The 13,461-nt window shown below is 63.6% G+C and carries 12 protein-coding genes and 1 pseudogene; 4 read left to right on the top strand and 9 right to left on the bottom strand.

The annotated features are described in order from the left end of the window. Positions 1 to 88 precede the first annotated feature (88 nt). Positions 89 to 1,123, bottom strand: coding sequence for an aldo/keto reductase (locus NMG70_RS23200; protein WP_254026678.1), 1,035 nt, complete (start codon positions 1,121 to 1,123; stop codon positions 89 to 91). Between the two features lie 39 nt (positions 1,124 to 1,162). Beyond that, positions 1,163 to 2,338, bottom strand: a complete 1,176-nt coding sequence (locus NMG70_RS23195) for an MFS transporter (protein ID WP_254026677.1) — start codon at positions 2,336 to 2,338, stop codon at positions 1,163 to 1,165. Positions 2,339 to 2,475: 137 nt separating this feature from the next. Here NMG70_RS23195 and NMG70_RS23190 point away from each other — a divergent pair, with 137 nt between their 5' ends. Further along, on the top strand, positions 2,476 to 3,384 hold the full coding sequence (locus tag NMG70_RS23190; RefSeq protein WP_254026676.1) for a LysR family transcriptional regulator: 909 nt from the start codon (positions 2,476 to 2,478) through the stop codon (positions 3,382 to 3,384). Between the two features lie 66 nt (positions 3,385 to 3,450). Here NMG70_RS23190 and NMG70_RS23185 read toward each other — a convergent pair whose 3' ends face one another. From NMG70_RS23185 to NMG70_RS23170, 4 genes and pseudogenes are all read right to left on the bottom strand, one after another. Then, complete coding sequence (locus tag NMG70_RS23185) at positions 3,451 to 4,500, bottom strand: aldo/keto reductase (protein ID WP_254026675.1); 1,050 nt, start codon at positions 4,498 to 4,500, stop codon at positions 3,451 to 3,453. A gap of 135 nt (positions 4,501 to 4,635) precedes the next feature. Further along, positions 4,636 to 5,037, bottom strand: a complete 402-nt coding sequence (locus tag NMG70_RS23180) for a type II toxin-antitoxin system VapC family toxin (RefSeq protein WP_254026674.1) — start codon at positions 5,035 to 5,037, stop codon at positions 4,636 to 4,638. Further along, positions 5,037 to 5,289, bottom strand: a pseudogene (locus NMG70_RS23175) (type II toxin-antitoxin system Phd/YefM family antitoxin). The gene NMG70_RS23180 and the pseudogene NMG70_RS23175 overlap by 1 nt, the downstream one beginning before the upstream one ends. A gap of 89 nt (positions 5,290 to 5,378) precedes the next feature. Then, complete coding sequence (locus tag NMG70_RS23170) at positions 5,379 to 6,041, bottom strand: YggS family pyridoxal phosphate-dependent enzyme (protein ID WP_254026673.1); 663 nt, start codon at positions 6,039 to 6,041, stop codon at positions 5,379 to 5,381. Between the two features lie 144 nt (positions 6,042 to 6,185). On the opposite strand from NMG70_RS23170, the gene leuS reads away from it, so the two are divergent. Both leuS and lptE read left to right on the top strand, forming a co-directional pair. Next, a complete protein-coding gene (gene leuS, locus NMG70_RS23165) occupies positions 6,186 to 8,810 on the top strand; it encodes a leucine--tRNA ligase (protein WP_254026672.1) in 2,625 nt (874 codons plus the stop codon). Continuing rightward, complete coding sequence (gene lptE, locus NMG70_RS23160; protein ID WP_254026671.1) at positions 8,797 to 9,384, top strand: LPS assembly lipoprotein LptE; 588 nt, start codon at positions 8,797 to 8,799, stop codon at positions 9,382 to 9,384. The genes leuS and lptE overlap by 14 nt, the downstream gene beginning before the upstream one ends. Positions 9,385 to 9,543: 159 nt before the next feature. On the opposite strand, the gene fsa is transcribed toward lptE, so the two are convergent. After that, the gene (gene fsa / locus NMG70_RS23155; RefSeq protein ID WP_254018684.1) at positions 9,544 to 10,197 is read right to left on the bottom strand and encodes a fructose-6-phosphate aldolase; all 654 of its coding nucleotides are present in this window, start codon (positions 10,195 to 10,197) and stop codon (positions 9,544 to 9,546) included. 90 nt (positions 10,198 to 10,287) lie between these two features. Here fsa and NMG70_RS23150 point away from each other — a divergent pair, with 90 nt between their 5' ends. Continuing rightward, positions 10,288 to 12,471 carry a primosomal protein N' gene (locus NMG70_RS23150; RefSeq protein ID WP_254026670.1) on the top strand — a complete coding sequence of 728 codons (2,184 nt, stop codon included), beginning with the start codon at positions 10,288 to 10,290 and terminating at the stop codon, positions 12,469 to 12,471. Between the two features lie 122 nt (positions 12,472 to 12,593). On the opposite strand, the gene NMG70_RS23145 is transcribed toward NMG70_RS23150, so the two are convergent. Beyond that, on the bottom strand, positions 12,594 to 13,049 hold the full coding sequence (locus NMG70_RS23145) for a type II toxin-antitoxin system VapC family toxin (RefSeq protein WP_254026669.1): 456 nt from the start codon (positions 13,047 to 13,049) through the stop codon (positions 12,594 to 12,596). Continuing rightward, positions 13,046 to 13,279, bottom strand: a complete 234-nt coding sequence (locus tag NMG70_RS23140; RefSeq protein ID WP_436798445.1) for a type II toxin-antitoxin system Phd/YefM family antitoxin — start codon at positions 13,277 to 13,279, stop codon at positions 13,046 to 13,048. Before NMG70_RS23140 ends, NMG70_RS23145 begins: the two co-directional genes overlap by 4 nt. Positions 13,280 to 13,461: the final 182 nt, after the last annotated feature.

The raw sequence follows: 13,461 nt of genomic DNA, 5'->3' as shown, positions 1-13,461 counted from the left end.
GACTAATGATCTAGACTAGTGCATGTCGATATTCAGGTGAAGCTGGCCTGCGAATGGCGGTTTCCCGCGCTTCTGGCCTTCGCGGGGGTCAAACCGCTGGCGGGCTGAGCCGGGCAAAACCCTCCTGCCGGCGATACGGAAAATACGGATAGGGCGCGGTGACGGCGCTTGCCGCGTCGAGCTTCTTCATCTGGTCTGATGTCAATGACCAACCGACGGCGCCGAGGTTCTGGCGCAGCTGTTCCTCGTTGCGCGCGCCGATAATGACAGAGGCGACGGTCGGCCGCTGCAGCAACCAGTTGATGGCGATCTGCGGCACGGTCTTGCCGGTTTCCCTGGCGACGGTGTCGAGCGCATCGACAACCCTGTAGAGCTGCTCGTCTTCGACCGGTGGCCCGAAGCTTGCGGTGTCGTGCAACCGGCTTTTTTCAGGCAGTGGCTCGCCGCGGCGGATCTTGCCGGTCAGGCGGCCCCAGCCGAGCGGGCTCCACACCAGCGCGCCAACGCCCTGGTCGAGGCCGAGCGGCATCAACTCCCATTCATAGTCGCGCCCGACCAGCGAATAATAGACCTGATGGGCGACGTAGCGCGGGTAGCCATGCTTGTCCGCCAGGCCGAGCGATTTCATCACTTGCCAGCCGGAAAAGTTGGAGACGCCGACATAGCGCAGCTTGCCGGCGCGAACGAGACCGTCCAGCGTCGACAGCACCTCCTCGATCGGCGTTGCGGCGTCGAAAGCGTGCAGCTGCAGCAGGTCGATGTAATCGGTGCCGAGCCGCTTGAGCGCGTCCTCGACCGCCTTGATGAGGCGCGAACGGGAGGAGCCGGCATCGTTGGCTCCGTCGCCCATCGGCAGCGAGGTCTTGGTCGAGATCAGCACGGCATCACGGCGGCCCTTGATGGCCGCGCCGAGCACTTCTTCGGAGGCGCCGTTCGAATAGACGTCGGCGGTGTCGAACAGGTTGACGCCGGCCTCCAGGCAGATGTCGACCAGCCGCCGCGCTTCCGTCGCGTCGCTGTTGCCCCAGGCGCCGAACAGCGGCCCCGAACCGCCGAAGGTTCCAGCGCCGAACGAGAGCGCCGGGACCTTCAGGCCCGAGGCGCCAAGACGTCGATAATCCATCTTTTTTCTCCTGTGATGTCTAAGGGGTTCGTCGGGTTGCTACGATCGGGCAGATGCCGGTTCACCGAGCGTCGGACGACCGAGGCGCAGCGCCAGCCACGCCACGGCGAGCGCCGAGAGCGGCAGCAGCGCGGCGACCCAGGTGACGGCGCCAAGGCCGGGGCCATGGGCGATGACCATGCCGCCGAGCCAGGCGCCGGCGGCGTTGCCGAGGTTGAAGGCGGCGATGTTGAAGGACGAGGCGAGGCTTTGGCCGGCGCCTTCAGCCTTTTCCAGCACCCACATCTGCAGCGGCGCCACGGTGGCGAAGGCGGCGGCGCCGAGCAGGCCCACATAGATGACGGCGATCGCCCGGCTGTGCAGGGCGAGGGTCATCGTGCCGAGCACCAGCGCCAGCACGACGAGACTGCCGAGAACGGAAGGCACCAGCCAGCGGTCGGCGAACTTGCCGCCGGCGAGATTGCCGGCGATGAGGCCGCCGCCGAAGACAAGCAGGATCGGCGACACCGCTGCTTCCGCAAAACCGGTGATCTCGGTCAGCAAGGGGGCGATATAGGTGAAGACGGCGAAGACGCCGGCATAGCCCAGCACAGTGGTGGCGAAGCCAAGCAGAACCGGCGCGCGGCCGAGCACAGCGAGATCGCCGCGCAGGTCGCTCTTCTCAGGCGCCTGGCTGCGCGGCACCAGCAGGAGAATGACAGCGAAGGCGACGATGCCGACCAGGGTTACAGCCCAGAAGGTCGCCCGCCAGCCGAAGGCTTGGCCGAGCCAGGTGCCGAAGGGCACGCCGAGGATGTTGGCGATGGTCAGGCCGGTGAACATCAGGGCGATGGCCGAGGCCTTTTTGTTGGGCGCCACCAGCCCGGTCGCAACGACCGAACCAACGCCGAAGAAGGTGCCGTGGGCAAAGGCGGTGAGCACGCGGGCACCCATCAGCGTCCAGTAGTCGGGGGCCAGTGCACAGGCGAGATTGCCCAGGGTGAAGATCGCCATCAGCGCCAGAAGCACCGTCTTGCGCGGCCAGCGGCCGGTGGCAATCGTCAGCAGCGGCGCGCCGACAACGACGCCGAGCGCATAGCCGGAGATCAGCTGGCCGGCGGCCGAGATCGAGACGCCGAGATCGGTGCTGACGTCGAGCAGCAGGCCCATGATGACGAATTCGGTGACACCGATGCCGAACGCACCGGCGGCGAGAGCATAAAGAGCAAGAGGCATGCGGTTCCCACTTCGATGACAGCCAGTTTTGACGACGGGACGTCGTGTCCTCCCACGCCCCGCCCCGGAAGATCGTGTCGCGATGTAATGTGAACCAGCCTTGCGTCGGGCACATTGTCTGTGAAATAGATTCACGAATGGCGAGACCAGACATCAACCGCTCCGGCGAGATCGAAGTATTTGTCCGCGTCGTCGAAGCGGGCAGTTTTTCGGCTGCGGCGCGGATGCTGCGGATGACGCCGTCGGCGGTGAGCAAGCTGATTGCGCGGCTGGAGGCCCGTCTCGGCGCGCGGCTGGTCAGCCGTTCGACGCGCAAGCTCCAATTGACTCCAGAAGGCGCGGCCTTCTTCGACAGCGGCGTGCGCATCCTTGCCGACATGGCGACAGCCGAGCGCGAGGCGGCGGCCGGTGCTGCGCCGCGCGGCCGGCTGCGGGTCAACAGCTACGTGCCGTTCGGGCAGCACCGGCTGATCCCGCTCATGCCGCGGTTTCTCGAACGCTATCCGGAAATCGCCATCGATCTGGTTTTGACCGACAATGTCATCGACCTGATGGAGGAGCGCGCCGATGTCGCCATCCGCGCCGGGCCGCTCGGCGAATCACGTTTGGTGGCGCGCAAGCTAGGGCAGAGCCGGGTGATCGTCGTCGCCGCGCCAGCTTATCTCAGGACGCATGGCACGCCCCGAACGCCGGCCGATCTCGATCGTCACAACCGGATGGGATTCTGCTTCGTGCGCCATGTCGACGGCTGGCCCTTCGTCGGTGCGGCCGGCGAGGCCGTTCTCGTCCCGATCACCGGAAATGCGCTGGTCAGCGACGGCGAGGCGATGCGGCTGATGGCGCTCTCGGGCACTGGCATCGCCCGGCTGGCGCGCTGGCATGTGGAGCCCGACATCGCCGACGGCCGGCTGATCCCGCTTCTGGAGGATTTCAACCCCGGGGACGAGGAGCTTACCCACGCTGTTTACGTCGGCCAGGGCAAACATTTGCCGGCGCGAGTGCGGGCCTTTCTCAACTTTCTGGTCGAGACGGTCCGGCTGACCTGAGCCTGAAGATCGGAGCCCAAAAAGATCGAGAGCCCGCCGGCTCCCGAAATCGAAGATGAGATTGACTTACTTTTTCGGTGCAAAGGGCGCCGGACGCCGGCCAGCCGCCTGGCGTTCAAGCATCCAGCCCGGATATTCGGATGGCAGCGCGCTGACTTCGTCGAGACGAGCAAGATCGTCGCTGTCGAGCTTCAATGCAGTGGCGGCAAGGTTCTGTTCGAGCTGCTCCATGCGGCTGGCGCCGATGATGACACTCATCACGAAGGGCTTTGCCAGCACATAGCCGAGTGCCACCGTGGCGACGCTGACGCCGTGCTTGCCGGCGATCTCGCGCATGACGGCGACCGCCGCCCAGGCGCGGTCTTCATTGACCGGCGGGAAATTGAAGCTGGCGCGGCGGCCCTCGCCATTGCCGGGCGCGCCGGGTCCGTATTTGCCGGAAAGCAACCCGCCCGCCATCGGCGACCAGACCATCAGCCCAAGCTTCTCCTCGTTGAGCAGCAGCACGATCTCGCGCTCCAGATCGCGGCCGGCGATCGAATAGTAGGACTGCACGGTTTCGAAACGGGCAAAACCCTTGCGTTCGGCGATGCCCAGCGACTTGGCGATACGCCAGGCCGCCCAGTTCGAGACCCCGACATAGCGGACCTTGCCGCTGGCAACCAGATCGTCGAGCGCCCGCAGCGTCTCGTCGATCGGCGTCACCGCATCGGTGCCGTGCAACTGATAGAGATCGATATGGTCAAGCTGCAGCCGTTCGAGACTGCCCTCGACCGAATCCATGATGTGGCCGCGCGAGGAGCCACGCTGGTTGGGGCCGTCGCCCATGGCGCCATGGACCTTGGTGGCGATGATCACCTCCTGCCGCTTGATGCCGAGATTGCGCAGCGACTGGCCGAGAAGCCGTTCCGATGCGCCGAAGGAATAGACGTCCGCCGTGTCGAAGAAATTGACGCCGGCGGCGAGCGAGCGCTGCACGATCTCGTCCACGCCCTTCTGGTCGAGGCTGGCGATCAGGCCCCATTGGGCGTTTTCGCCGGCGGCGCCGAAGGTCATGGTGCCGAGGCAAAGTTCGGAGACGAACATCCCCGTGTTTCCAAGTTGATTGTAGCGCATGGTGCAAGCTCCGGACGTTTTGGAATGACACGACCAATATAGGAACGGTACGTTTCGTTTCAATTGTTGGCGTAACGGCCTGATGGTTTTGGACCAAGTTCCGCGGCCTGACGTTCTGGCGCAGTGGGGAACAGGTCAGATTGTCCAAGGGTTGAGGACCGTCACCTCGGTATCGTCGAAATCGGCGACGTTGCGCGTAACCAGAATGAGGTCGTGGACGACCGCGGTGGCGGCGATCAGCGTGTCGGCGCTGCCCCGTGTGCGGCCAGCCGAGACGCGACCCCACGACAACGCGACATCTTCAGTAACCGCAAGGATGCGGTCGGCATTGTCCCGCCGAAGCTCTCGCAGCCACAGATCGAGGCGCGTTGCCCGTTCGGGATCGACCTTGCGCAGCTTGACGATCCCGCGTTCGATCTCCCCGAGCGTGATGACACTGACATTGACCGAAGCCGGATCCACTGAAGCCAGCCAGGCGGTAGGCTTGGGCAGACGCCTCTGCACATCCGAAACGATGTTCGTATCAAGCAGGTACATCAGAAGTCGATGTCGCGGATCATCGTATCCGAGCGACGGTTGACCTCCTCGGCGAAATCATCATCCCAGACCGGGCCGGTCAGAAGATATTCTGCCAGTGACTTCTTTTTTCCCGACAAGCGGTCATAGTCTTCGGCAGAAAGCACCACTGCCGCGCGCTCGCCACGCAGGGTCACCGTCTGCGGTCCCTCGCTGCGCGCGCTGGATCACTTTGGAAAAGTTGTTTTTCGCATCCTGAAGATGCCAGTTCATTGGTCTGCTCCTAGCTAGCTTGGCTACGCATAGGCCTGACGCGCCCGACACTCAAGGCTGATCGCTCAATTACCACTACGAAATGTCCGCTAACGGCTGCCGAAGATCGCCGAGCCAACCCTGACGCTCGTTGCGCCGAAGGCGATCGCCGTTTCGTAATCGCCGGACATGCCCATCGAGAGCTTTTCGACGCCGGCCTCAAGCCCAAGTTTCTCCAGCAGCGCGAAGTGCGGACCGGGATTCTCGTCGGCCGGCGGGATGCACATCAGGCCCTCGATGGCAAGGCCATGGACGTCGCGGCAGCGCGTAACGAAGGGTACGGCTTCGCGTGGTTCGATGCCGGCCTTTTGCGGTTCCGAGCCGGTGTTGACCTGAACGTAGAGTTTTGGCAACCGGCCCTGTCTGGCGATTTCCTTGGCGAGTTCGGCGGCGATCTTTTCGCGATCGACCGTCTCGATGACGTCGAACAGCGCGACCGCTTCCTTCGCCTTGTTCGATTGCAGCGGACCGATCAGATGCAGCTCGATGTCGGGGAAAGCTTGCTTCAGCGCCGGCCATTTGGCTTGTGCTTCCTGGACACGGTTCTCGCCGAAGACGCGCTGCCCAGCCTCGATGACCGGGCTGATATCGTTGGCGCTGAAGGTCTTCGAGACCGCGACCAGCGTCACCGCGCCGGCTTGCCGTCCTGCCTCGCGCTCGGCGGCGGCGATCTTCGCCTTGACCGTGAAAAACTGTTCGACGGCGCTCGCCATGCCTATATCTGCCTCGAGTTTCTATCCTCACCGGACCGCCACAGTTGACGGGTCCGGCAATCCATGGTGAACACCGCGACGACATTTCCTGAGCCGCCGGTCATGTCCGGCCGCTCGCGCATGCTTTTAAGTGAAAAACACCCGATGGCAACCGAACGATACAATCCGCGCGCATCAGAGCCCAAATGGCAGAAGGTCTGGGACGCCAAGAAGCTGTTCGAGGCTGATAACGACGACCCGCGTCCGAAATACTACGTGCTCGAGATGTTCCCGTATCCGTCGGGGCGCATCCATATCGGCCACACCCGTAATTACACGATGGGCGACGTGGTGGCGCGCTACAAGCGGGCCAAGGGTTTCAACGTGCTGCACCCGATGGGCTGGGACGCCTTCGGCATGCCGGCCGAGAACGCGGCGATGCAGAACAAGGTCCATCCCAAGGACTGGACCTATCAGAACATCGCCGCCATGCGCGAGCAGCTCAAGGTCATGGGCCTGTCGCTCGATTGGGCACGGGAATTCGCCACCTGCGATGTCGACTACTACCACCGCCAGCAGATGCTGTTCCTCGATTTCGTCGAGAAGGGGCTGGTGACGCGCAAATCCTCCAAGGTCAACTGGGATCCGGAGGACATGACGGTGCTTGCCAACGAGCAGGTCATCGACGGACGCGGCTGGCGCTCGGGCGCGCTGGTCGAACAGCGCGAGCTGACGCAGTGGTTCTTCAAGATCACCGACTACGCGCAGGATCTGCTGGACTCGCTGGAAGGCCTCGACGAATGGCCGGAAAAAGTGAAGCTGATGCAGGCGAACTGGATCGGCCGCTCGGAAGGCCTGCTGATCCGCTGGCCGCTGGCCACTTTAGTCGATGGCGAAGATGAGCTGGAGGTCTACACGACGCGCCCTGACACCATCTTCGGCGCCTCCTTCATGGCGGTCGCCGCCGACCACCCGCTGGCGAAGAAGGCCGCCGAAAGCAATCCGGCGCTGGCAAAGTTCATCGATGAAGTCCATCACATGGGCACTTCGGTGGCCGCACTGGAGACGGCCGAGAAGAAGGGCTTCGATACCGGCATCCGCGTCGTCCATCCGTTCGATGCGAACTGGACGCTGCCTGTCTATGTCGCCAATTTCGTGCTGATGGAGTACGGCACCGGCGCTATCTTCGGCTGCCCGTCCGGTGACCAGCGCGACCTCGACTTCGCTAACCGATATGGCCTGCCGGTCATTCCGGTGGTGATGCCGGAAGGCGAGAATCAGGGAAGCTTCCAGATCATCGACGAGGCCTATGTCGGCGATGGCGTGATGATCAATTCGCGCTTCCTCGACGGTATGAAGCCTGATCAGGCGTTCGACGAGGTGGCGAAGCTGCTGGAACAAAGGACCCTCGGCAATCGGCCGATGGCCGAGCGCAAGGTCAACTTCCGCCTGCGCGACTGGGGCATTTCGCGCCAGCGCTACTGGGGCTGTCCGATCCCGATGATCCACTGCGAGGATTGCGGCGTGGTGCCGGTGCCGAAGGCGGACCTGCCTGTCAGGCTGCCGGACGACATCGAGTTCGACCGGCCGGGCAATCCGCTCGATCGCCATCCGACATGGCGGCATGTCAAATGTCCGCAGTGCGGCAAGGATGCACGCCGCGAAACCGATACAATGGACACGTTCGTCGATTCGTCGTGGTATTTCGCGCGCTTTACCGCGCCCTGGGCCAACGATCCGACCGATCCCAAGGCAGCTACCGAATGGCTGCCGGTCGACCAGTATATTGGCGGCATCGAGCACGCCATTTTGCACCTGCTCTATTCGCGCTTCTTCACTCGCGCCATGCGCGAGACCGGACATGTCGATCTCGCCGAGCCGTTCAAGGGCCTGTTCACGCAAGGCATGGTGGTGCACGAGACTTATCGGGTCGGCAGTGGCTCGAACGGCCGCTGGCTTGCGCCAAGCGAGGTTCGGCTGGAGGACGTCGACGGCAAACGCCGCGCCCTCGAAATCACGACCGGCGAAGAGGCGGTGATTGGCCCGCTCGAAAAAATGTCGAAGTCGAAGAAGAACACGGTGAGCCCTGAAGAGATCACCGACGGCTACGGCGCCGACACCGCGCGCTGGTTCATGCTGTCGGACTCGCCGCCCGAGCGCGATGTCGAATGGACCGACGAGGGCGCCGCCGGCGCGCATCGCTTCATCCAGCGCATCTGGCGCCTGGTGTCGACGGCTGCCGAATCGCTTGCCGGAATCCAGCCGGCAGCGGCAAAGCAGGGCGAGGCAGGGACTGTTTCCAAAGCCGCGCACAAGATCCTGAAATCGGTCGGCGAGGACATCGAAAAACTCGCCTTCAACCGCGCCATAGCCCGCATCTACGAGCTCGCCAATGCGCTCACCACGCCGCTCAACGAGGCGGCCGAAGGCAAGGCCGATCCGGCGCTCCAGGCTGCGTGCCGGCAAGCCGTCGACATCCTCGTGCATCTGATTGCGCCGGTGATGCCGCATCTGGCCGAGGAATGCTGGCAGACGCTCGGCGGCATCGATCTGGTCGCCGAACGGCCCTGGCCGGTCTATGATCCGTCGCTTGTCGTCGACAGCGAGATCGTGCTGCCGGTCCAGGTCAACGGCAAGAAGCGCGGCGATTTGACAATTGCCCGCGACGCGGACCAAGGTGCCGTCGAAAAAGCGGTTCTGGCTCTCGACTTCGTGCAGAAAGCGCTCGAAGGTAAGGCACCGCGCAAGGTGATCATCGTCCCGCAGAGGATCGTCAATGTCGTTGCCTGATCCGAGGAAGACAGAAGTGACGCATTTGCTGCGCCGTGCCGCGCTGTATGGCCTGGTCGCATCTGTTGCGCTGGTTTCGGCCTGCACGGTGCGGCCGCTCTATTCGAGCGCGCCGCTGTCGGCCGGTTCGCAAGTTGGCGCTGCCGCCGAACTCGGGTCCATTTCGGTCAAGCCGGTCAACACGCGCTACGCTCAGCAGGTCCGCAACAATCTGATTTTCGCGCTCGGCCAGGGTGCCGGCGAGCCGGCGTCGCCCGCCTATTCGCTCGATCTCGGCGTTACCGAACTTGTTGAATCCGCTGCAACCGTGCAGGTCACGACCGATGACGACGAGCCAACGGCGGGCACGGTGACATTGACCGCGAATTATGTGCTGACCGACGCCAAGACCGGCACGACGATCGCGACTGGCAGGCGCTCGATAGCGTCGTCCTTCGACAGGCCCCGTCAGGAGTTCGCCTCCTACCGGGCGCAAATCGACGCCGAAAACCGCGCGGCGCGCGAACTGGCGGACCTGCTGCGCCTGTCGATCGCCCAGAATCTGGTCAAGCACGGCAAGACGGTGGCGGGTTAGAGCGTTTCGGCACAACGACAGCCGATAATCCTTTCAGTGACAAGCCGTCGAGAATTGGCCGAAACACCTCTCCCTTCGTCATCCCAGGGTCTGCGCCGCGTCGCTTCGCTCCTTGCTCCGCCTGGGATGACGAAGGCGTGATGGCCGCCGACTTTCGCTTCAGCTGATTTTCTGGCCGGTCTTGGCCCAGTCGGCGAGGAACTGCTCCAGGCCCTTGTCGGTCAGCGGGTGCTTGACCAGCGCCTTCAGCGTCGCCGGTGGCGCGGTGATGACGTCGGCGCCGATCAAAGCGGCCTGCTTGACGTGGTTCACTGTGCGCACCGAGGCGGTCAGGATCTCGGTCTGGAAATCATAATTGTCGTAGATGGTGCGGATATCGGCAATCAGCTCCATGCCGTCCCAGCCGCTGTCGTCGATGCGGCCGACGAAGGGCGAGATGAAGGAGGCGCCGGCCTTGGCGGCGAGCAGCGCCTGGGTGGCCGAGAAGCACAGCGTGACATTGACCATGCGGCCGTCCGAGCGGATGTCCTTGCAGGCCCTCAGGCCGTCGAGCGTCAGCGGCACCTTGATGCAGACATTGTCGGCGATCCTGGCCAGGATCTTGGCCTCCGCCATCATGTCCTTGTATTCGGTGGCGACGACTTCGGCCGAGACCGGACCCTTGACGATCTCGCAGATCTCTCTGGTGACGTCGGCGATCTTGCCGCCGGATTTGAGGATCAGCGAGGGATTGGTGGTGACGCCGTCGAGCAGCCCCAAATCGTTCAGCTCACGGATTTCCTTGACATCGGCGGTGTCGACAAAAAATTTCATGACGGTCTCCTGAAGATTTTTTCATGTGCATGTCATGCACATTTGGGTCGGACTTTGATCTAGACGAAAGTCGGGGCAAGGTCACGCCTCATGATCGAAGATTCGCCCTTTGCCGCAGCCGCGCCAGTGCTGGTGCCGATGCCCGCCGAGCGGCCCTACACCTATGCCGTGCCCGCCGGCATGCGCGTGGTGCCGGGCTCGATCGTGCGTGTGCCGCTCGGTCCGCGCCAGGTTGCCGGGATCGTCTGGGACGGCGTTGTCGAAAAGGTCGATGCCAAAAAACTGCGCCCGATCGAGCAGGTCTTCGACTGCCCGCCGATCGACCGCGCCATGCGCCACTTCGTCGACTGGATCGCGCAATACACGCTGTCGCCGCCCGGCATGGTGGCCCGCATGCTGCTGCGGGCGCCGGAGGCCTTCGACCCGGAACCGTGGATCGAAGGCCTGCAACGCACCTTGGCCAAACCCGACCGGATGACGGATGCGAGGATGCGCGTGCTGGAGACCGCAGAAGGCGGGCTCGCCTGGACGCGATCCGGGCTGGCGCATGCGGCCGGCGTGTCGTCGACGGTCATCGACGGGCTGAAAGCGCAAGGCGTGTTCGAGACGGTCATGATCCCGCCGCGACCGGTGGTCGCAGCACCAGACACCGGCTACGCCCAGCCATCGCTGATGCCGGACCAGAGCGATGCAGCCGAGATGCTGCGCAGCAATGTCGCGGCCGGCATATTCGGCGTCACGCTGCTCGACGGGGTGACCGGATCGGGCAAGACGGAGGTCTATTTCGAGGCGGTGGCGGCGGCGCTCGACCGCGGCAAGCAAGTGCTGATCCTGCTGCCGGAGATCGCGCTGACCCACGCCTTCCTCGAGCGCTTCCAGGAACGGTTCGGCGCCAAGCCGGCGCAATGGCACTCGGACCTGCCGCCAAGGATGCGCGAGCGTGTCTGGCGGCAAGTGGCGGAAGGCGGCGTGCGCGTCGTCGCCGGCGCGCGTTCGGCGCTGTTTCTGCCGTTCAGGGAACTCGGGCTGATCGTCGTCGACGAGGAGCACGACCCCGCCTACAAGCAGGAAGACCGCGTCTTCTACAATGCCCGCGACATGGCGGTGGTGCGCGGCCATATCGGCGGCTTTCCGGTGGTGCTCGCCTCGGCGACGCCGTCGGTCGAAAGCCGGGTCAATGCGAGCCAGGGCCGCTACAGCAGGGCGGTGCTTTCGGCGCGCTTTGCCGAGGCGGCCCTTCCCGACCTGAAGACGATCGACATGCGCCGCGCCGCGCCGGCACGCGGCGGTTTCCTGTCGCCGGTGCTGCTTGGCCATATGCGGCAGACGCTGGAGAAGAAGGAACAGTCGCTGCTGTTCCTCAACCGGCGCGGCTATGCGCCGCTGACGCTATGCCGGGTCTGCGGCCATCGCTTCGGCTGTCCGGTCTGCTCGGCCTGGCTGGTCGAGCACCGCTTTCGCGGCCAGCTCGTCTGCCACCATTGCGGGCACAATGAGCGCCGGCCCGAGGCCTGCCCGGAATGCGGCACGCTCGACCATCTGGTCGCCTGCGGGCCGGGCGTCGAGCGCATCGCCGAAGAGGTCGTCGCGCATTTCCCCGACGCCCGAACCATCGTCCTGTCGTCCGACCTGATGGGCGGCGTGCGGCGGCTGAGGCTGGAGCTTGAAGCCATCGCCAACGGCGAGGCCGACATCGTCATCGGCACGCAGCTTGTCGCCAAGGGTCACAATTTCCCAAACATGACCCTGGTCGGCGTGGTCGATGCCGATCTCGGCCTGGCCAATGGCGATCCGCGCGCCGCCGAGCGCACCTTCCAGCTGCTCAGCCAGGTGACCGGCCGCGCCGGCCGTACCGGCAAGAAGAGCCTTGGCCTGCTGCAGACCTTCCAGCCCGACCATCCGGTAATGCGGGCGATCGTCTCCGGCGATGCCGAGGCCTTTTACGAGCGCGAGATCGCCGAGCGCGAGCGAGCGGGGCTGCCGCCTTTCGGCCGGCTCGCCGGCGTCATCGTCAGTGCGGCGACGCGAGCGGAATCCGAAGGGCACGCCCGCGGCCTGCGGCGGGCGGCGCCCCAGGCCGCCGATCTGTTCGTGCTCGGCCCGGCCGAGGCGCCGCTGTCGCTGATCGGCGGCCGCCACCGCTTTCGCCTGCTGATCCAGGGCGAGCGGCGCGCCGACATGCAGGGGTTCATTCGCACCATGCTCGCCGAGGGACCGAAGCTACGTGGCTCGGTGCGCGTGCAGGTCGATATCGACCCGCAGAGTTTTTTGTGAGGTGCTTGGAGTCCATTAGTCTAAAGCGCGTCGCGTTTGACCGGCCCCATGCGACGCGCTTTAGATTGTTGTTTATACATGTCGTTATCGCAAAACCGCTGCACACTTTTGCGCGACATACATTAGTCGGGCGCAGGTGGGTCCTGCAATATGTTCCAACACGACACGTCGAGCGCCTCAAAATGCCTGACGTTGGCTGTGACCACTGTAAGCTCGTGAATTGACGCCGTAGCGGCGATCAATATGTCCGCAAGGCGTGGATTCTTCCCTTGTGCAGAGACTGCTTCCTCCATTTGGCCGGCCCTTCGAGCTACATCGGCGTCGATCGCTAGGATTTGGCCTGCAAATCCTTCGATGATATCGTTGAGCCAGTCAGTGAGATTTTCTGTCCGTTTGGTAGCCCCGGCGCGATCGAGCTTGCGTATGCCTTTCTCTATTTCGGTGATTGCTACTACAGGCACGAATAGCGTCTGCTTTTCACCTTCGGTGACAATCCAGGTGGAAATATTTTTTGCAAGGGCTGGCTTTCCAGGCGCGAAAGCGGACAGAATAGACGTATCGATAAGATAGCGGCTCAAAGATCGATTTCCCGCGACGGCGACTCGTTCCTCTCGAGCTCAATTCCACCGGGATAGGTCAAAAGAAACTCTCCGAAGTTCCGGCGTTTGACCGGGTAAAGCTTTTGCATGTCCTCCACCGAAACAATCGCCGCCGCTGGCTTACCGTGCTTCGTGATAATTGTAGGCTCGCCGCTCTCGGCAGCTTCGATGAGTGCCGAGAAGCCTGCTTTAGCCTCTCTAACCTGCATGGTTCTCACATTGGTTCTCCTTGTGGTCTCATGTGGTCATAATATATAGCATTCCACAGCGGAGGAACAGCAGTCATGAAGCTCTTGGCCTCTTTGGCAGCATGAGAATTAACGACGATCCACCATCGCCATGCCATCATGGGCGGCATCGAGTTCACCATTCTGCTTTGCCAGCAGGACCT

The sequence above is a fragment of the Mesorhizobium ventifaucium genome (genome assembly GCF_935822925.1).
In the GTDB taxonomy this organism is placed as follows: domain Bacteria; phylum Pseudomonadota; class Alphaproteobacteria; order Rhizobiales; family Rhizobiaceae; genus Mesorhizobium; species Mesorhizobium ventifaucium.
The sequence above is the reverse complement of the archived record's forward strand: the minus strand, read 5'-3'. Positions and strand labels throughout refer to the sequence as shown.